This is a genomic window from Thermogemmatispora tikiterensis (genome assembly GCF_003268475.1).
Classification (GTDB): Bacteria; Chloroflexota; Ktedonobacteria; order Ktedonobacterales; family Ktedonobacteraceae; genus Thermogemmatispora; species Thermogemmatispora tikiterensis.
The window spans coordinates 601,708-620,644 of sequence record NZ_MCIF01000002.1 but is presented as its reverse complement, the minus strand read 5'-3'; the positions used below and the strand labels follow the sequence as shown (position 1 = coordinate 620,644).

Below are 18,937 nucleotides of genomic sequence, written 5' to 3'. Positions count from 1 at the left end.
CCACAGCATCTTAGCGATGATGCTCCAGCTGGACGCTATACTCTGGCACCAGGCGGATGGCCCGCAGCGTCACCGGCAAGGTGCCATCGCTGGCAGGCGCTGGCAGCCGCTCCCTGGAGAAGTAGCGCAGCACCGGTGCATCAGCCCGTAAAGGAGTAAAGCGCAGGATCAGCTCCAGCTCCTGCCCGGGCTGCAGAAAGCGCTTCAGACCGATCACCCACGGCTGGTCAGAGCCGAAGTAATCGGCCACCAGTTGCCCCTCGAGAAAGGCCTGTCCCACATCGGCCACACAATCCACATGCAGAAAGAGGTCCTGCACTCCCTCCAGAGCCTCCGCCGCCAGCCGCAGGCGCACTACTTGCGGCTCGGGCTGCTCCAGCGACCAGCGAGCCTGCCAGGGAGTACACTGCAGACGATAGCGCCAGAACAAGCCTTGTTGGCCGCACTCCTCCAGCAGGCCCGGCCCTTCCAGAGTCGCAGGCAAGCGCGGATAGCACAGCAGATCAAGCTGAGGCTGGCCCTGCCAGCAGAGCGTTAGCCTCTCCTCATCGGCATCTACCCAGGCCGCCCCCTCGCTCTCAGCAAGCAGCAGGTACTCGCCACCTGCTAGCTTTACCTTCCAGCAGCGCAGGGCCTGATCCTGAGACAAGACGAGCAGTTCAACGGCCTCGCCCGAAAGGCTGGTCGCTTCCAGGCGCGTCCCCAGACCAGGCTGCGGCCAGGCATAGAGCGTTTCTCTCTCTTCCAGCATCCTTCCCTCCGACAGCGCCAGAGCCTGACAGCCCTCACGAGCAAAGGCAAATTCGGCCTCAAGTCCCTCGGGAGCAAAAAAGGCCAGAGTCGTTCGTCCGCCGGCGCGCAGAACCGTCAGCGGCTGGGCCGTGGCGTAGCGCAGGTGCAGGCCATTGGCCAGCTCCAACCCAATGGGGAAGATAGCGCTCACTCCCCACCGCAACCTCAGATCACCCTCGCGCGGCAGGCGCAGCCGTCCCTCTGGCAGCAGGACCTCCAGCGTGATTCCCTCCAGATCCCGGCCCTCGGCATGATCCTGATAGGTATTGACAAAGAGAAAGCCCTGACCCTGCTGAGCACGCGCCGCATAGCGCAGCACCCCAGTCATCTGCGGCTGCACAACAGCGGCCCCCGGCGGTAGCACCACAGGCAGTGGAGCCAGCCGGCTGCCGAACTCCTCTAAGAAGAGGTGCAATAGACGCAGATGATGATAAGAGGAATGGATCTGACCATACTCCCCCAGGGGCGCCTGGAAATCATAGGAGAGACGCGGCACAGTAAACTCGTTGAAGAAGCTGTGATGACCGACGGGATTCGAGCCACCGTGGTACATGTAATACCCCAGCCAGTTGCAGCCGCTGCCCAGAGCCACCAGGGCCAGCGCCTGCGTGCATTCGGGCGGCACCTGGGGGCGGTGGAGATAGGTCATCTGGATGCCGGCCCCCAGTTCGCAGTAGGCGTACGGATAGCGCTCTATTGGATAGCGGAAGGCCCCGGCCCGCCACCAGTCGCTTTCGGGCTGCTGCGGGGAGCGAAAGAGGAACTCGCGGCTGGGCGATGGCTCAAAAGCGGGATCAGGCTCCCAGGGCGTAAAAGGATAAGCGGCATGCATTGGCAAGAAGTCCTCTGCGGGTACAGCAGCCCCTCCCCAGGCCGTGCAGGTGTAGAGGGGAGCCGCTAGACCTACCTCGCGGGCCAGGGCAAGCAGGCGCTCCAGATGGGCTGTTCCATCGCTGCCCCGCGGCACCCACTCGCTGCCGGGCCGAAAGGTTGGCTCCCAGGGTGCCCCAGCATGCATATACTCGTTCTCTAGCTGCACGCCAAGAATAGGCCCCCCCTCCTGAAAAAAGAAGCCCCGCACCTGACGCGCGATCTCAGCAAAGTAGCGGCGCACATAGAATAGATAGCGCTCGTCATTCGAGCGCACAGCCACCGCCCGCCCGTAAAGCCAGTCGGGCAGCCCGCCGTTGCGACACTCGCCATGCACAAACGGCCCTACACGTAGCAGAATCTCCAGCCCCATCTCGCTGCAGAGCTGCACAAAGGCGCGCAGATCTCGATTGTCCGACCAGTCAAAGCGCCCCTCCTCTTCCTCGACGTGAATCCAGAACACATAGATGGAGACCAGCGTCAGACCGCCGGCGCGCATCTTCTGCAGCGCTTCGCGCCAGTAGCGGCGCGGATAGCGCGAGGGATGGAATTCGCCCATGACGGGAATCCAGGGCTGCCCGTTGCGGAGTAGATAATGGCGCGTCAGGGCCAGAGTTTCCCCTTGCGGCGAGCGCGCCAGGAGGCGCAGCTCTGGCAGCCCCCCCGTTGCTGTCTCCGCAGCGCGCAGGTCAAGTCGATAGTAGGAACGATCATCAGCGTATAGATGTGGCTGCAACGATGTGGCGGACAATGGGCTTCTCCCTCCTGCTCTTCTCTCTCTGGATCACTTGCTCGATCGCTCACAGGCTGAGGCCGCCAGCAGTCTGGCTGCCAGGCACCACCCATTTGTCAGGTTGAGCTGTTGTCAGGAACTATAGTTGTATAGGAGACAGCCGGTCAGAGCCTGAATGGCAACTACAGGCATAGAAGAAGGCGCCAGGCGGGTAGAGAGTGCCAGCGGCGTGACAGGTCGGACGCAGCTAGGATACCCGATCAGGGCGAAGCAGGGACCGCAGTGGACTGGCGTACCACCAGAGAAGGCGGGACCAGACGCAGCGGGGCGGTCACTCCCTGGCGCTGAGCCGCGCCATCGGTGCCTTCGCCAGCTGGCGGCAACTCGCGCCCCTGCTCCTGGCTCGCCGCCTCAATTTGGGCCAGCAGCAGTTCCGTCGCCTCCTGAGCCAGGCGTGTCTTGGGAATAGCGATGGTCGTCAGCGGCGGACGTAGATGGGCAGAGACCACGATGTCGTCGAGGCCAACGATCGAGACATCCTCGGGCACACGCAGCCCGCGGTCAAGGACCAGCTCCATCGCTCCGAGGGCCATCCAATCGTTCGTCGCAAAGATCGCCGTTGGCGGCGCCAGCTCCTGCCCGACGCTCAACAACTGACGCGCCGCTGCATAGCCGCTTTCCAGCGAGGAGTCACCCAGAGCAATACGGTCCGGGGGTAGCTCCAGCCCCGCCTGCCGCAATGTCGTACGGAAACCTTCTAACCGCAGATGCTGCTGAGGCTCATCGACAATCACGGCAATGCGCCGGTGCCCCAGCGCCAGCAGATGCTCGGCAGCCAGCTGCCCCGCCCGGAAGAAATCGACCGTGACCTGGGGAATGCCCGACGGCGACTCATTCTCCTGCCAGTCGCAGAGCACAATGGGCACTCCCTGACGGAAATAGTGCGCAATGTCGGCTATGTCCATGCTCGACCCCATGATGATGTAGCCATCAACCCAGCGACTCATCAGCCGCTCCATCTGCTGCCGCCCCAGGGCAAAATCACCATGCGTGTTGCAGAAGAGGGTCTGGTAATCCCGCTGGCGAAGAATGTGCTCGATGGCCTCCATGATCTCAGGATAGAAGGGGTTGGCAATAGTGGGCAGGATGAGAGCCACGGTAAAGGTCCGGTGCTGCGAGAGGTTGCGCGCCAGCAGATTGGGCCGATACCCTAGCTCCCGAGCATAGTAGAGCACACGCTGACGCGTGGCCTCGCTGACCTTGCCTTTGCCACTCAGAACGTTGGCAACGGTGCTTTTGGCCACCCCTGCCGCCCGCGCAATGTCGTAAATCGTAACCATGTGCCCCTTCCTGGCTGCCCCAGGCCGTTCATGCTGCCGCTGCTGAAAGCGAGATTCCTTCATCGAAAGCGCATCCTCAACTCTTCGCTTAGAGTATAGAAGATGGACCGGTCCATGTCAAGGGTGAATGGACTATTACTTGACATGGACCGGTCCATCTTCTATACTTTTCGCGTGTGGACCGTTCCACCTCCCCTTGTCAGGGCAGGCAAGGAAAGCGGTCGGGCCTGGTCGGCCTGGCAGGAAGTCGACGCCCCACACCAGCGAGCGGCTGACAGAGAGCGATCTGGGTTGGGCGTACAGGGATGAACGGACGGGCGGACGGACGGATGAACTAACGGGCAGATGGGACAGGCGGATGAAGAGACGGCTGAGGGGATGGCATGGGAGAAGAGACGGTTGACTGAGTCAGCGCCGAGAGGATGAACCAACGAATCAACGTCGCCGGGTCAATCGGTCACTCAGTTGATTGCGTCTGCAATGTCTTCAGCAGGCGTCAGCTCCTACAGTGCAGTCAAGGAGGAAACGAGAGATGAACCGCGGTCTCCTATTTTGCCGTGCCAGGGGGATGGCCAAGGCTGGCCTGCTGCTGCTCCTGGCGCTCAGCATCAGCAGCTATCTCGTGGCCTGTGGTGGGACGCCCGCCAGCTCTGGGCCGGTGACGCTCACCTTCTGGTCCTGGGTGCCCAACCTCCAGCAAGCGATTGATCTCTTCGAGAAGAGCCATCCCAACATCAAGATCAAATGGCAGAACGTCGGTTCGGGTGGCACGGAGTACACCAAGCTAACGACAGCTCTCAAGGCCGGCTCAGGCGCTCCCGACGTAGTGCAAATCGAGTACGCTTATCTCCCCCAGTACATCCTCAGCGGGAAGCTGGTCGATCTTTCGCAGTACGGGGCCAACGATGTGAAAGATCAGTTCGTTGCCTGGACCTGGGCCCAGGTCTCCAGCGGCGGCAAAGTCTACGCCATCCCCCAGGATACCGGTCCGATGGGCCTGCTCTACCGCGAAGATATCTTTAAGAAATACAATCTCCCCGTTCCCACCACCTGGGACCAGTACGCCCAGGAAGCCATTCAGTTGCACCAAGCCAATCCCAAGATCTTTATCACCGATTTCTCCGCTAGCGATGGTCCCTGGTTCTTCTCGCTGCTCTGGCAGGCCGGTTCTCAACCCTTCGTAGTCAATGGGACGACGATCAAGATCCATCTGGATGACGCCGCCGCGCTTAAGGTGGCCAACTACTGGGGCAACCTGGTCAAGAGCGGGGCAGTAAGCACCGCCGCTGATTGGAACAACGACTGGTACGCCGCACTCCAGAATGGGACGCTGGCAACCTGGATCACCGCCGCCTGGGCGCCATCCGATCTGGAGGGCTTCGCCCCCAAGTCCGCCGGTCTGTGGCGCGTGGCACCCCTCCCGCAGTGGAGCGCTGGTGAGCAGGCCTCGGCCAACTGGGGCGGCTCAACCGACGCCGTGACGACCCAGTGCCAGCACCCCGCTGAGGCCGCTGAGTTTGTGAAGTGGCTGAATACAAATCCCGAGTCGGTCAAGATCTTGACCCAGAAGCTCTACCTCTTCCCATCCCAGAAGAGCGCTCTGCAGGACCCTAGCTTCGATACGGCCAACTCATTCTACGGCGGTCAGCAGGTTAACCGCATCTTTGTGGAGTCCGCTCAGCAGGTCAACACTTCCTTCCAGTGGAGTCCCTTCCAGGACTATGTTTTCTCCCAGCTGCAGAATCAGCTGGCGGAGGCGGTGAACGGCAAGATCTCGTTCGAGCAGGCGATGCATAATACGCAGAACGCGGTGGTGACCTACGCCCGCTCACAGGGCTTTACGGTCATCTCATGAGCACGCTCGTCAGGGAGGTGCCGGGCGGGTGTCGGTCGGTCAGCAACCGGGGCCAGCCGCTCGATCTCGCCCGGCACCGTTCCTGGCCCGCGATGCCATGCTGCTCCCACGCTCTGCGCTGGGTCGGCTCTTTCTCACCCTCTCTTTTACTTTCCTCGCCTGAATGAGAGGCCTGTACGATGATACCGTCACGGCATATGGCAAGGCATAGTCAGACTGAAGCAATACAGCAAGCGATCGAGGTCCAGGAACTGGCACCGCCCTCCAGCGGTCTTCTCAGCTCTCTGCGGCACTGGCGGCACTGGCGGCACTGGCGCCAGCGAGCGCTGATCCCTTACCTCTTCTTGCTCCCGTTCTTGCTGCTCTTCTCATTCTTTATCCTGGTACCGCTACTATACGCGCTTTGGACTAGCTTCTTTATCGAGCGTTTGATCGGAGGCACTACCTTCGTAGGGCTGCAAAATTATCAGGAGGTCCTGCACGATGGCAATTTCTGGGAGGGGGTACGCAATGTCCTCCTGCTCCTGTTTACGCAGGTGCCCTTGATGCTCGGTCTCGCCCTGGGGCTGGCCCTGCTGCTCGATAGTCAGATCGTGCGCTTCAAGACAATCTTCCGCCTGGGCTACTTTCTTCCCTATGCGATCCCCAGCGTGATCGGCGCTTTGCTCTGGGGCTATCTGTATAGCGCCCATATCGGCCCTTTCGCCCAACTGGCGGAGTTGCTGCACTGGCCACCACCACCTTTCTTGACCGCCGCCGGTCTCCTGCCGTCGATCGCCAATATTTTGACCTGGCAGTGGACCGGTTACAATATGGTGATCCTTTATGCCGCCCTGCAGGCCATCCCGCCGGAGCTCTACGATGCGGCGCGCGTCGACGGGGCCAGCGGCTGGGAGATCGCCCGGCACATCAAGATTCCGCTGATCGCCCCGGCTATTGTGCTGACAGTGGTCTTCTCAATCATTGGGACATTGCAGCTCTTCAATGAGCCGCAGATTATGACGGCTATCGTCCCTAATCTGATTCAGGACCACTATACGCCGAACCTCTACGCCTATAACCTGGCCTTCACGAACCAGCAGTACAACTACGCCGCCGCGGTCTCCTTCGTGCTCGGCGCCGTGGTCTTCGTCTTCTCCTACGTCTTCATGCTTGTGACCTATCGCAGGGGGCAACGCTGATGGCTCGTATTGGATCGCTTCCGGCTGGCGGCTCTGTCGCTGCCACACGACAGATCTCGGCCCGGACAGTGGGTCGACGCAGCGGCTGGACGCTGCGCGGTCTGGTCCTGCTCTTTCTGGTGCTGATGCTGGTCTACTTTGTGATTCCGCTCTTCTGGCTGGTGGTTTCGGCAACGAAGACCAACGATGAGCTGTTCTCGACCTTCGGACTGTGGTTCGCGCCGGATTTCCATCTACTGGAGAACCTGCACGATGTCTTTACCTACGATAATGGCATCTTCGTCACCTGGCTGACCAACTCGGCCTACTACGCGGTGGTGAGTGCCCTGGGAGCATCGCTGATCGCGACGCTGGCCGGTTACACCTTCGCCAAGCTCTCTTTCCCCGGGCGCGAGCTGGTCTTCGCTATTATCCTGGGAAGCATCATGGTACCTAATACAGCCCTGGCTATCCCCACCTACCTGCTACTGAGCAAGGTCGGCCTGGTGAATACGCCGCTGGCCATCATCTTGCCGTCGCTGGTGACCCCCTTTGGGGTCTATTTGATGCGCGTCTACGCTGAGCAGGCGCTCCCTGACGATTTGCTCGATGCGGCACGCGTCGATGGAGCCAGCGAGTGGCGCATTTTCTGGAGCATTGCCCTGCGCTTGCTGGCTCCCGGCTTTGTGACGGTGCTGCTGCTGACCTTCGTGGGAACGTGGAATAACTTTTTCTTGCCCCTGGTGGTAACCAATAACCCGGCCTACTACCCGCTGACCGTTGGCCTGGCTAATTGGAATCAGCTGTCCCAGGCCTTCAGTGGGTCGCGCATTCTCTATACGCTGGTGATTACCGGCTCGCTGATCTCGGTGATCCCGCTGATGATCGGCTTTCTCTTCCTGCAGCGCTACTGGCAGGGCGGTTTGACCTTTGGCAGTCTGCGCTCTTAGTGCCCTTTTTTGCCCGTCTGCCCTCTGCCAGGCATAGTCAATGTGGTAGGTTCTGTCCTGTTGCTGTTGAGGTTGCCGGCCCGGGCCAGACGCGAGCAAAGCCACTCCCAGTCTGTAGCCAGCCCTGGCCGGCAGATAGGGCAGGATGCCTTTAGACTTCTCGATTTCACTGAGGAAGGTAGGCAGAATCGATGGATCGCAAAGAGCAGAACTATCTCCTCTCCGCTGCCAGGGGCGCGCGATCCGTACCCGCCCTCTGGAGAGAGCACGTCAGCCGGCGGCGTTTCCTTGGTCAGATGGCCACAGCAACGGCCCTGGCCGGCGGTCTGACCCTCGGCGGTGGTCTGCCGGCGGCGCTGGCGGCCCCACACCCGGCTCCTCGCCAGAGCGGTCGACCTCGCCCCCGAGTGCTGGGCCACGACCTTTCTACGCTGCAGCAGCTGGAGGACGTCGGCAAGCACTTTTCTGATCATGGGCGTGTGCTGCCCGCCGAGCAGATCGTGGCTCATCACGGCGCGACGTTTATCCGTGAACGACTGTGGGTCCAGCCGCCGATCCCATACAACGATCTGCCACATATTTTGACCATGGCGCACCGGATCAAGGCCGCGGGCCTGCACTTCTTGCTCGATTTCCATTACTCCGATTTCTGGGCCGATCCCAGCCACCAGACGACACCACAGAGCTGGCAGGGCCAGGATCTGGCAACGCTAGCACAGACGGTCTACGATTATACGCGCTCGGTGCTGGGGGCCCTGGCCCGCCAGGGGACACTACCAGAGATGGTGCAGACGGGTAACGAGGTGACCGCAGGGATGCTCTGGCCCCAGGGCCAGATCTATGTCAACGGGACAGAGCGCTGGCCCCAGTTCGCAACTTTGCTCAAGGCGGCTATCGCCGCTGTACGCGATACCAGCCGCTCGATCGAGGTGATGGTGCATATCGATCGCGGCGGCGATAATGCCGGTAGCCGCTACTTTTTCGATCATATCCTGGCTCAGGGCGTGGATTTTGATGTGATCGGCCTGTCGTACTATCCGTGGTGGCACGGGCCGCTCTCGGCGCTGCAGGCCAATCTCAACGATCTGGCTCCGCGCTATGGCAAGGACCTGGTGGTGGTAGAAACAGCTTATCCCTGGACCTTAACCGATGGGGACAGCGAGCCAAATATTGTCAACGCCCAGACGCCGCTGCTGCCAGGCTATCCACCGACCCCCGAGGGACAGCTGGCCTATATCCGCACGGTGCGAGCCATCGTAGAAGGGGTGCCACAAGGCCGGGGACGGGGACTGGTCTATTGGGAATCCGCCTGGATACCCGGGGTAGGCTGGGAGCCAGGGGCCGGCGATGCCTGGGACAACATGACACTCTTTGATCGTCAAGGTCGGGCCTTGCCTTCGATTCGCTGCTACCAGTAGCACACAGGCACGAACGAGCAGATATCTTCCCTTCTCCTCTCTAACGACCGAGTGTTCAAGCAGTATCGAGGCCGACACAGTCGCAATGCGCCCACACAGGTGGCCCAATCTCTCGAACCGAGAGATTGGGCCGTTTGCCTCTCTTCCCGTGGGCGGTTCCAGCCAGAATGTCAGCCTCTCTCCTTCCCCTTGTCAGTCGACTCGCACCTCTCGCCAGACTGGTCGCTAGCGAATGACGCCGCAGGAGGCAATGCTGGCCGCATGTTCCTGCAACAGGGTCCCCGCAATGGTCAGGAGCAGACGCACGCGCTCGTCGCTGATGCGGTAATAGACATATTTCCCCTCGCGCACCCCTTGCACCAGGCCGCACCAGCGCAGGCAGCCCAGATGGGTCGAGACCCGTCCCTGGGGCACTCCCAGAGCCGCTACCAGCTCGCTGACCGTGCGCCCCTGGGCCGGAGCCTCCAGCAGCAAGGAGAGCAAGCGCAGGCGTGTCGGGTCACTGAGCACCTTGAAGAAGCGCGCGTAAAGCTCAGCAGCTTCTGGTGTCAGGGCCTCCTCGCTCGCGGGCCGGTCCCGCACCTCGTCGCGCCGCCTGTCCGCCAGGCCGGCTATCGTCACCATCTGCGACGTGGCGCTGTCACTGTTTCTCTCTTCCTCACTCTTCATATACGCTCGCTCCTGCCTCTTCTTTGCTTGTTGCCACCCGGCAGCTCTCATATATATCCGTATAGACTGATAGGTGGATGATATCACCCGGCGGCGCGCGCGTCAAGGAAAGCGACCTGGTGACCTGTGGCTTCTGGCGGTCAGCCGGCGAAGGAGCAGAGAGGCAAGGAGACCAGGCAGGCTACATATGCGCCAATCCCGGCCTGTGTACTATACTAATACTAACCGTCCTGCTACAGCTGACGGGCGCCGCGGCGCGCCGCTGTTGGTCAGCAGGAACAGCTAAGAGGACAAAAGAAAACAGGCGAGAAGGAAAGAAAGAAGAACAGCGAGCGGCCAGGAGATCGGTCCGGCTGGCCAGGCTGGGACCACTTGCCTCGTTCAGGATGAAGCGAGCGCAGGCTCAAGTCCAGGCCAGCCACCGGTTTCGAAGGCAAGTCTTGTCTATCCCTACTGGAAAGGGAAGCGTACAACGTATGTGGAAAGATCTCCTTGCTCAAGGAAAATTCGCACGGCTCTGCCATTTAGCCGCCAGGTTGATCATGGTTCTCGGGCTGGCTACCGCCGCAGTGGAGGTATATCTGATCTGGAGTACCTATCAGCGTCTCATCCAGCTCGGGCTGGCTCCCGGCAGCAGTGGAGCTTTCTTCATCAGCCCGGACAGTTCGCCGTATGTGCGGATGATTGCGAGCAGCACCGTGAGCTGGCTTGACCTCGCGGGACCGCTGGCTTTCCTCTTCGGCACCATTGCCACTACGATCTTTTATAGCCTCTTGCTGACCCTGATCGGGCACATACTCAGTGCCTTCGCCAGCGCGGGCCCCGCCCCTGCAGGAGCACGCGCTGAGGCAGCACAGGCTGGCCCCAGTGAGGATGAGCCGGTGGACGGCCTGATCTTCCAATCGCTAGACGAGGTGGAAGCAGGCGAGAGGAGTCGAGGCGGGCGGAGCCACTAAATCGGCAGGTGCCCAGGCGCGTTCCGGCTCGTTCCGGCTCCCCCCCTCGACGCCGGCGCGGCTGGCTGCAGGCCGACTCAGCCTCAATCGGCAGAGCGAGCGAGTGGCTTCAGCTTCAGCCGGCGCTTGCGGCCAGCGGCAGACTGGCGCCGATAAGCTGGCTGACGGCGCGGCTCATGCGCACAGGATTGCGTGTTGAGGTGAGATCGCGATAGCCATCAACGAGGACGTGGGCCCGCGGCCCTCCTTCTATCAGAGGTCGGGCTTCGCCCCAGAGACGCCGCTCTTGACCAGCGCAGGCGCTTGCCCCCAGGCGATTCATGACGAGCATATTCTCGCGGGCCAACAGGCGATGGGGCAGATAGGCATAGAGCGGCGAACGCAATTCAGCCAGCTGAGCCTCGATCTGCTCCGGCTCGTGGCCATAGTGGTGACAGGCCTCCCGCACCTGCCTGCGCAACGTCTCCTCGTCCGGGCTAAAGATCGCATCGAGGGCCTGAAGCAGATTCATCACGCGATTCAGAAGTACGGTCCGACCATGACGGAGTCGCAGTAACAGCAGATTCGGCCCTCCTTGCCCCTGACGGTGAGCCTCCTGGATCTGGCGCGTGAGATCGGCAAAAGGCATAGCGTCCAGCCGCCGCTGCAGGAAAGCAACCACTTCAGCGGTCTCACCCTCTTGCCAGCCGCGCAGCAGCTGCAGACAGCGCTCGCCCTCGTAGCGCTCGATAGTCTTGGGCACGCTCAGCAGTCGGTCTTTGCACTCGCAGATCCAGAGAGCATGGAAATAGCGCACCGTCATCTCGATAGGGAAGGTCGCAAAGCGCTCCTGCCCCTGTACCTGCTGGACAAAGAGGAACGCCGCTTCAAATTCGGGGCGCAGGCGGGCGAAGGCGTTCAGCTTCTGCTCGACCAGCATCTCTGTCGCTTCGTCGCTTGTTGCTTGCCTGGCGTACATGGCTCGCCTCCCCTCAGAGCATTGGCCGATTGATCACAGACCGACGGCTGCCTCCTGACTACGAAAGGGAGAGATGATACCTGCCTTTCCCCCACTCTGTTCTTCTCCTCCGCCCGACCTGGGTCCAGCCTGCAACAAGCAGGCTAGCAGACAGGCAAGGAGAGAGACACGCAGCGAGTCAGGTGGCTGCGACGGTTGCTCCGACCAGCATTGCGATTATTCAGGAACAGACATCTTGAGACACCCTGCCCTTATTGTACCGCCATCGATGGTGCGAGACAAGCGCGACAGGGAGGGATGGCTCACCTGCTCCCTGGGGCCAGTTTGTGCTTAGCTGGCGGGCCGGAACAGGTTGGGCAGGAAAGAGCGAGGCTCGTAGACTCAGGCGGCAGAAGAGTTGACGGTCAGGCGCTAAGCTGTTATCATGACGGAAGATCAGTGCAAGAGCCATTTCAGCAGCAAGGCAACACGCTATGGATGAACCACGCACCTGGCGCGAACTGCTAGGAACCATCATCTCTGATACCCATGAGAGACAGCGCCTGGCCGAGGAGCTGGGGGTGACGCCCACCACGCTGGGTCGTTGGGTCTCTGGCGCTTCCGACCCTCGCCCTCAGAATCTCCGCCTGCTACTCAAGGCACTGCCCCAGTACCGCGAGCAGCTGCAGGAGCTGATTCAGGCCGAGTTTGAGGACTTCGTGACAGCTCCCTCTGACGACTCATCCCTTGAGATTCCCGCTGCCTTCTATGCGCGGATCTTCCGGGCCCGCGCGACGACGACCGAGGCGATGCGCTATTGGTCGCTGAGCAACCTGATTCTCCAGCAGGCGCTGGGACAGCTCGACCCCGATCACATGGGGATGGCCGTGCGCGTGGTGCGCTGTATGCCTCCCAAGGAGGGGAAGATCCGCAGCCTGCGCGAGTGGCTCGGACTGGGCACGCCTCCCTGGGGGGGTGAGCTGGAACATAAGGCGATGTTCTTGAGCGCTGAGTCCCTCTCGGGCTATGTGGTGAGTTCCTGCCGCCCGAACGCCATTCAGAATATCGATGAGGAGCACTCGCTCATCCCCGCCCATCGCGATCCTCATGAGCGCAGCGCCGCCGCCCACCCTATCCTCTACGCCGGACGCGTCGCCGGCTGCTTCCTGGTCTCCAGCACTCAGCCCTACTACTTCCTCTCCCAGGCTCGCCTGACGCTCATTCAGCAGTATGCCGATTTGCTGGCCCTGGCCTTCGATCCCCAGGAGTTCTATGATCCTAAAGATATCGAACTGCGGGTCATGCCAGACCAGAGCATCCAGCGGCAGTATTTTATGCAGTTCCGCCGCCGCGTCTCGGAGGTGATGATGGAGGCTACTCGCTCGGGCCACTCGCTCAATAACCTGCAGGCGGAACAGCTGGTCTGGCAGGAGCTGGAAGATAAGTTGCTCGAATTGTCTCTTCGACTCAATTGAAGAGGCTCTAGAATAGAAGATCGTCTATGTTCGACGACTTTGACAGGCGGGAGCAGGAAAGCGGCGAGCTTGATCCGCGCTGGCGGCGCACCTGCCTGGGTGGCGGGCGTCTGAGCATGGAGCAGTCGCGTCTGCGCCTGGAGTTAGAGGCCAGCCGCCAGGGGGAGTATAGCGACGCGCAGATCGACGACTATGGCGAGCTGCCGCGTCGGGCTTTCCCCTGGCGTCCACCGCTGCGTCTGGAGGTACGGGCCGCTTTCTCCCATCCGGCGGCGACACTGGCCAGTACGGCGGAGACGCCGGGGCTGCTGCGCGGGACCGCCGGCTTCGGTTTCTGGAATTACCCGTTCTCGCTGCGTGGGGATATATTGATGCTCCCCGAGGCAGTCTGGTTCTTCTACGCCTCACCTCCTTCGAACATGGCCCTGGTGCCCGGCGTGCCGGGCTGGGGATGGAAGGCGCAAGTAGTGCATGCGCTGCGCCCGAGCTTCCTGACAGCAGCCGTGCCCACGGCTCTGGCAGCCCTCTGGGGGCGGCTCAGCGGTGAGCTGCGCCCCGCGGCGCGCTGGCTGCAGCGCCTGACCGGGGCCCAGGAGCGCCTGCTGGAGGAGGTTGTCCTCACGGACTGGCATACCTATGCCCTTGAGTGGTTGCCATCGCAGGCCCGTTTCTTCGTAGATGGCAGCCTCCTCTTTACCGCTCCCTCACCCCCAGTGCGCCCCCTGGGCTTTGTGGCCTGGGTAGACAACCAGTATGCCATCGCCACCCCGCGCGGTACCCTGCGCTTCGGCACGATTGCGACGGGTCGCCAGTGGCTCGATCTCGACTATGTGCGCATCGAGCCACTCTAGAAGGATGATGCCTCTTTCGCCTCCTTGATGGGTGGCTCCAGCACCTCATCGATGATGCCGTATTCGACGGCCTCGGCGGCGCTCAGGAAGAAGTCGCGGTCGGTGTCATGCTTGATGCGCTCCAGGGGCTGGCCAGTGTGTAGCTGAATGATCTCGTTGAGCATGTCGCGGGTATGCAGCATCTCGCGGGCATGGATCTCGATATCACTGGCCTGGCCGCTGACGCCGCTGGCGGTCCACGGCTGATGCAGGTGGATGCGGGCATGCGGCAGGGCTCGACGCCGTCCACGGTCCCCTGCCATCAGCAGGATGGTACCGAAGCTGGCAGCGTAGCCGACACAGGTCGTGGCGATGGGACAGGGCAACATGCGCATGGTGTCGTAAATGCCCAGACCGGCGGTGATGACGCCGCCCGGTGAACTGATGTAGAGGTTGATCTCCCGCTCGCTGCTCTCGGCGGCCAGAAAGAGGAGCTGCGCAATGACCAGTCCGGCCATTTGCTCCTCGATTGGGCCGTTGATCAGAATGATGCGCTCTTTGAGCAGACGAGAGTAGAGATCGTAGGCACGCTCTCCGCGTCCCGTGGCTTCAATGACGGTCGGTACATAAAGAGTAGCGCTCATGACAATGATCCTTTCTTCCACTCTTTCCTATTCACAGTTCGTTCTTTGCCCTTTTTATTCTTCTAATACCTGTTCTTCTCTACCTGCTTCCTGCTCCGATCCGAGCAGGCGACGCACGAAGTAGTAGTGAAGCTGGGTGCCGCTTCCGCTGGCTCGCTCGTCGACGATCGCCTGCAGTAGCCAGCCCTCTTGTCCGAGTCTGGTCAGGCTGGCAGCAGAAAGCACCGGTTCTTTGTGTAGATCGAGACTGATGAGACGATACTCCCAACGTGGAGGCTCCAGCTGGTGCTCCTCGTAGACGATGGGAATATGCAGAGTTGACTGGACGTGTTCTTGTCTGTATGACAGGAAGGAGGCGGTGGAACGTGGGAGCATGAAGGCACTCCTTTCTTTTCTTTCTCTTCTCCGGTGTGAGCCGGCTTTGTCAGGTCTCGCTCCCGCTTCCGCCTTCGCTGCTGGCAGGCAGGCAGGGAGGAAGGAGGGAACACCTTGAATATAGCAAAGCGGGGGGGTATAGTGATAGCAAAAAGCGATGCTGTCAGCATAGCCGCCCGTCAGGCTATGCTATGAGCATAGCTGCCGAAAGTGGCAGAGATGCGGCAGACTCCTCTGGAAGGGAGGAGAGCAGAAAGGAGCGTGGGGATGGCCGATCTTCAAGAGACGCTCGGAAAGGTGATTCGCCGGGAGCGCCAGCAACGCCGGCTGACGATGCGCGAGCTGGGAGAGCGCGCCGGTCTTTCCGAGATCTATGTTGGTGAGATCGAGCGTGGGCAGAAGTATCCCTCAGCGCGGGTGTTGGAGAGTGTGGCAGCAGCCCTTGAGCTGGAGGTGGCCGAGTTATTGGAACTGGTTGCCGCTGAGCTGCGTGGGGCCGCGGAGGCAGCCCGCGGGGGGAACTCTGGTCTCGGCTTCGGCTTCGGGATGCCAACGCCAGCCCATAGCGCTGCTGGTGCTCAGGAGAAGAGAGCAGACGCCAGCGAGCCGCTGGCTGCCCACCAGGTGTTGACAATGGCCGGTTTCAGTTCACTGCTGCTGGCTGGACAGCTGGGAGAGGCTGCGATCAGGCGCTCGCGCTCGCGCCGCTAGCGCCGTTCGATCTCTCTCCTGGACAGGAGAGGAGGGCAACCTTGTGCGGTAGGATGGCGTGAACCCTCCTCTCCTGGGTCTCTCTGAAGGTGACCTTTGCGTGAGCTTCAGGCGGCGGCGATCAATGCGATGACAGCGGGACCGGGTGGGCTATACACACGCAGGCGATCTGGTCTGGTCTGGCTGGGCCTGACCTGACATCACAGAGCTATGAGCGCTGGCAGCCAGGGCCGACGCGCGCGCCTCCTCTCCCGTCACCAGCGCCACCAGCTGCGCGGTCGATGGGCATAGCTCCCACGGCGGTAGTAGTAAGGAGAAAGGCGACGATAGGCGAAGGCACTCCAGATGAAGACCAGGACCGCCGCCGCCAGCACCGACGTTACAAGCGGGACGCCGTTAAGGTATGGCTCGCCGCTGATGTGCCAGTGCAGGACACCATCGACCAGAAAGATGGCCAGCAGTCCCAGGAGAATGGCGCCGACAATGCCGCCGGGGGCGTGACGACGAGCGATGAATTCCCCCACGACACCGACAATAGCCGCGATGATGACCCAGATGATAAGCTGCTCCAGGCTGATAGTCATGATGACATCCACCTCCTTGCTTGAGCCGGTCTCGCCCGGCTTTCCCTGGATGCTTGCTTCTACAGCATCTGGGTAAATCACGCGCTTCCCACGCTGCGAGTTTCAGGTCGCCTGACTACGGACATCTCCTATCCCGCTCGCGCCCTTCTCTTGCGCCTCTCAGCAGATCGCTCCGAACCGATCTCTCTGCGCCATATACAGGCTATAAGAATTCATGGCCGTGCGCCAGGAGAGCGGCCCGCGCGGCTTCTAGCTGCGGCTCGCGCACTAACAGATAGTCGGTATCGTAGGTAGAGAGCGCAAAGACTGGAATATGGGCTTCGGCCAGCGGTCTGAGCAGCGTGGCGAGAATGCCGGTTAAGCTCAGATCCAGCGGGCCTACGACCTTGAGCGCCGCCCAGTCGGCTTCACAGCGCACTCCCTCTGGGACCAGCTGCTGCGGGCAAACTACAGACAGCTCATCAGCGGTCCACGTGAGCGCCAGCAAAGGCTGCCGTTCCAGGCCAGCGGCAGAGAGCCAGGCCGGCAGCGGGCTTCCAGGAGCGAGACGACAAATCGCCAGCCTGTGGGCAGCTACCAGCAATTGCATACGCATCAGTCCTTTCTCACCTCTGTTGTATCTGTTGGCACTGCCATCCCGACTCTGGTCAACCAGGGAAAGCAGGCTTGTCCAGAAGGGCCTCGTAAGGATAGGGCCTACGATAGCATAGCCCTTTGGTCCTGTCCAGAATCGTTCGTTCTTTCCAGCGGATTGCAAGCGAGCAGCGACGATGTTATAGTAGTAAGAGAAAGGAAAGCTGCATAGCTGTACAGGTTTTACGAAGACGAAAGGAGCAAGCCGGGATGGCCACTCGTCCGCGAGGAAGCGAGACCAGGGGAAGCGCAGAGGCGACAGACCTCTGCCAGGTGCGCGCGGTGCATCCTGAGCAGGTGGAAGCTGTGCGATACAGCTTGCTGCCCCTGGAGAGTGCAATGCGTACGGCGGCCCTTTTTGCCGTTCTCAATGATCCAACGCGCCTGCAGGTGCTCTTTGCTCTGCTGCATGCTCCGGCTGGCGAGCTTTGCGTGTGCGATTTGGCTGCTGGCCTTGGCCGGGATGATACGACGATTTCTCACCAGCTGCGTGTGCTGCGCACACAGGGCATTGTGAGTATGCGCAAAGTCGGGCGAGTGGTCTACTACCGTCTCGTTGATGACCATGTGCGTCAACTGCTTGAGCTGGGCCTGGCCCATGCGAGCGAGCCGGCAGGAGGGTCACCCGGTACCTTTTCCAAGGTGGAGGTTTCCGCATGACCATGTTTGTCGGTCATGGTGAAGAGCCTGCTATGAAGCAGATGAATAGGGGAAAGAACCCTGAGCCGGTGGGGGGGAGAGAGGCCGATCACAGCCATGAGCGCCATACTCATCCTCATGTCCACTCTCACGCCCATGCCCACCATGCTCATCAGGAGATGCCGCGGCGGAGCCTCCGTCTGGCCTTTCTGTTGACAATGGTGATCCTGCTCAGCCAGCTTGTAGGTGGCCTCCTGGCCAACTCCTTGGCCCTCTTGTCGGAGGCTGGCCATGTGGTGACAGACCTCTTTGCGCTTGGTCTGGCCTGGTTTGCAGCGGTTCAGGCTGAGCGGCCCGCGAATGCACGCCGGACCTTCGGCTATCATCGCGTCGGCATCCTGGCAGCGCTGATTAATGCGGTGACCCTGATTGCCATCGCAGTGGGGATTCTCATCGAGGCGGTTGGGCGTCTGCGCCATCCAGCCGAGGTGCAGCCGCTGGCGATGTTCGTGACGCCTTTGATCGCGATCGTCATCAATCTCTTTATCAGCACGGTACTCCAGCGCAATGGTCACCATAATCTGAATACACGCGCTGCTCTGCTGCATGTGCTCGGCGATGTGGGGGCTTCGCTGGCGGTTATCGTCGGCGGCCTGGTGCTGCTGACGACCGGCTGGAGCGCCGTCGATCCGCTGTTGTCAGTGGGAATCGCCCTGCTGCTGGCCTTGGGCGCCTGGCAAGTCGTGCGCGAGGCGACCGATATTCTACTGGAAGCGGCGCCGCGTGGCCTCTCAGTCTCCCAGCTCGCTCATGATATGCTGCAGGTCGAGGGAGTCCGCGAGGTACACGATCTGCATGTCTGGACGATCGCAAGCGGGATGCCAGCGCTGGCCTGCCATGCGACAATCGAGGACGGGACGCCAGCCCGCAGCGCTTCGATCCGCTATGCGCTGACGCAGATGCTGACGGAGAAGTACCATATCGATCACGCAACGATCCAGTTTGAGTCGGAGAAGGATCGCCAGAGCTGTTGCCACGGTCAGAGCCTCTACTGTTGTCTCGATCCTTCGCGGCGTCCTCGCCAGTCCCAGGCCACAGCTGAGGAATAAGTGCGGGGCCAGAGCCAGGGCTAAGAGCTTACCTGGCCCCGGCTCCGCCCCCTGGATGGTAAAAGTCTGAGATATCTGGAATCTCTCCTCCTCTTCCCTCCTCCTTTTCACTGGTCTCTGGAACCGCAAACGCCGCGTTCTCGGCTGCTCATCCACTCCACCTGGCGGCGTGCGGGAGCGCGCTGCCTGGGGAAGTTCCTCTGCTGTCCAGCCCGGTCCAGAGTCCATCAGCCGAGGGGCCTCCGAGCCTGAGCCAG

18 protein-coding genes are annotated in these 18,937 nt (G+C 61.3%); 10 read left to right on the top strand and 8 right to left on the bottom strand.

The window, feature by feature from the left end; genetic code table 11:
* Positions 1-10: 10 nt before the first annotated feature.
* Both A4R35_RS02680 and A4R35_RS02675 read right to left on the bottom strand, forming a co-directional pair.
* On the bottom strand, positions 11-2,413 hold the full coding sequence (locus A4R35_RS02680) for a beta-galactosidase (RefSeq protein WP_146747094.1): 2,403 nt from the start codon (positions 2,411-2,413) through the stop codon (positions 11-13).
* Between the two features lie 242 nt (positions 2,414-2,655).
* Positions 2,656-3,735, bottom strand: a complete 1,080-nt coding sequence (locus A4R35_RS02675) for a LacI family DNA-binding transcriptional regulator (protein WP_189361255.1) — start codon at positions 3,733-3,735, stop codon at positions 2,656-2,658.
* A 532-nt stretch (positions 3,736-4,267) separates the two neighbouring features.
* Here A4R35_RS02675 and A4R35_RS02670 point away from each other — a divergent pair.
* The 4 genes from A4R35_RS02670 (at position 4,268) to A4R35_RS02655 (ending at position 9,118) form a co-directional block, all read left to right on the top strand.
* Positions 4,268-5,590: an ABC transporter substrate-binding protein gene (locus A4R35_RS02670; protein ID WP_112426282.1), complete on the top strand. Its 1,323-nt coding sequence runs from the start codon at positions 4,268-4,270 to the stop codon at positions 5,588-5,590.
* A 179-nt stretch (positions 5,591-5,769) separates the two neighbouring features.
* Positions 5,770-6,771, top strand: coding sequence for a carbohydrate ABC transporter permease (locus A4R35_RS02665; protein WP_223258159.1), 1,002 nt, complete (start codon positions 5,770-5,772; stop codon positions 6,769-6,771).
* On the top strand, positions 6,771-7,700 hold the full coding sequence (locus A4R35_RS02660; protein ID WP_112426278.1) for a carbohydrate ABC transporter permease: 930 nt from the start codon (positions 6,771-6,773) through the stop codon (positions 7,698-7,700). The genes A4R35_RS02665 and A4R35_RS02660 overlap by 1 nt, the downstream gene beginning before the upstream one ends.
* 191 nt (positions 7,701-7,891) lie before the next feature.
* On the top strand, positions 7,892-9,118 hold the full coding sequence (locus A4R35_RS02655) for a glycoside hydrolase family 53 protein (RefSeq protein ID WP_223258158.1): 1,227 nt from the start codon (positions 7,892-7,894) through the stop codon (positions 9,116-9,118).
* Positions 9,119-9,343: 225 nt separating this feature from the next.
* On the opposite strand, the gene A4R35_RS02650 is transcribed toward A4R35_RS02655, so the two are convergent.
* Positions 9,344-9,787 carry an ArsR/SmtB family transcription factor gene (locus A4R35_RS02650; RefSeq protein ID WP_223258157.1) on the bottom strand — a complete coding sequence of 148 codons (444 nt, stop codon included), beginning with the start codon at positions 9,785-9,787 and terminating at the stop codon, positions 9,344-9,346.
* A 476-nt stretch (positions 9,788-10,263) separates the two neighbouring features.
* On the opposite strand from A4R35_RS02650, the gene A4R35_RS02645 reads away from it, so the two are divergent.
* Positions 10,264-10,743 carry a hypothetical protein gene (locus A4R35_RS02645; protein WP_146747093.1) on the top strand — a complete coding sequence of 160 codons (480 nt, stop codon included), beginning with the start codon at positions 10,264-10,266 and terminating at the stop codon, positions 10,741-10,743.
* 115 nt (positions 10,744-10,858) lie between these two features.
* On the opposite strand, the gene A4R35_RS02640 is transcribed toward A4R35_RS02645, so the two are convergent.
* The gene (locus A4R35_RS02640) at positions 10,859-11,701 is read right to left on the bottom strand and encodes a hypothetical protein (protein ID WP_112426275.1); all 843 of its coding nucleotides are present in this window, start codon (positions 11,699-11,701) and stop codon (positions 10,859-10,861) included.
* A gap of 473 nt (positions 11,702-12,174) precedes the next feature.
* Here A4R35_RS02640 and A4R35_RS02635 point away from each other — a divergent pair, with 473 nt between their 5' ends.
* Together A4R35_RS02635 and A4R35_RS02630 are read left to right on the top strand one after the other, a co-directional pair.
* Positions 12,175-13,155 carry a GAF domain-containing protein gene (locus A4R35_RS02635; RefSeq protein WP_112426273.1) on the top strand — a complete coding sequence of 327 codons (981 nt, stop codon included), beginning with the start codon at positions 12,175-12,177 and terminating at the stop codon, positions 13,153-13,155.
* A 26-nt stretch (positions 13,156-13,181) separates the two neighbouring features.
* Positions 13,182-14,006 carry a LamG domain-containing protein gene (locus A4R35_RS02630; RefSeq protein WP_112426271.1) on the top strand — a complete coding sequence of 275 codons (825 nt, stop codon included), beginning with the start codon at positions 13,182-13,184 and terminating at the stop codon, positions 14,004-14,006.
* On the opposite strand, the gene A4R35_RS02625 is transcribed toward A4R35_RS02630, so the two are convergent.
* Positions 14,003-14,629, bottom strand: a complete 627-nt coding sequence (locus tag A4R35_RS02625) for an ATP-dependent Clp protease proteolytic subunit (protein WP_112426269.1) — start codon at positions 14,627-14,629, stop codon at positions 14,003-14,005. The genes A4R35_RS02630 and A4R35_RS02625 overlap by 4 nt on opposite strands.
* 54 nt (positions 14,630-14,683) lie before the next feature.
* On the bottom strand, positions 14,684-15,004 hold the full coding sequence (locus A4R35_RS02620) for a hypothetical protein (protein ID WP_112426267.1): 321 nt from the start codon (positions 15,002-15,004) through the stop codon (positions 14,684-14,686).
* 267 nt (positions 15,005-15,271) lie between these two features.
* On the opposite strand from A4R35_RS02620, the gene A4R35_RS02615 reads away from it, so the two are divergent.
* On the top strand, positions 15,272-15,715 hold the full coding sequence (locus A4R35_RS02615) for a helix-turn-helix domain-containing protein (protein ID WP_189361254.1): 444 nt from the start codon (positions 15,272-15,274) through the stop codon (positions 15,713-15,715).
* 254 nt (positions 15,716-15,969) lie between these two features.
* Here A4R35_RS02615 and A4R35_RS02610 read toward each other — a convergent pair whose 3' ends face one another.
* Complete coding sequence (locus tag A4R35_RS02610) at positions 15,970-16,299, bottom strand: transglycosylase (RefSeq protein ID WP_112426263.1); 330 nt, start codon at positions 16,297-16,299, stop codon at positions 15,970-15,972.
* 202 nt (positions 16,300-16,501) lie between these two features.
* Positions 16,502-16,894, bottom strand: a complete 393-nt coding sequence (locus A4R35_RS02605; protein ID WP_223258156.1) for an ACT domain-containing protein — start codon at positions 16,892-16,894, stop codon at positions 16,502-16,504.
* A 248-nt stretch (positions 16,895-17,142) separates the two neighbouring features.
* On the opposite strand from A4R35_RS02605, the gene A4R35_RS02600 reads away from it, so the two are divergent.
* Together A4R35_RS02600 and A4R35_RS02595 are read left to right on the top strand one after the other, a co-directional pair.
* Complete coding sequence (locus A4R35_RS02600; protein WP_112426259.1) at positions 17,143-17,592, top strand: ArsR/SmtB family transcription factor; 450 nt, start codon at positions 17,143-17,145, stop codon at positions 17,590-17,592.
* Positions 17,589-18,680, top strand: coding sequence for a cation diffusion facilitator family transporter (locus tag A4R35_RS02595; RefSeq protein ID WP_112426257.1), 1,092 nt, complete (start codon positions 17,589-17,591; stop codon positions 18,678-18,680). Before A4R35_RS02600 ends, A4R35_RS02595 begins: the two co-directional genes overlap by 4 nt.
* The last annotated feature ends 257 nt before the right edge of the window (positions 18,681-18,937 follow it).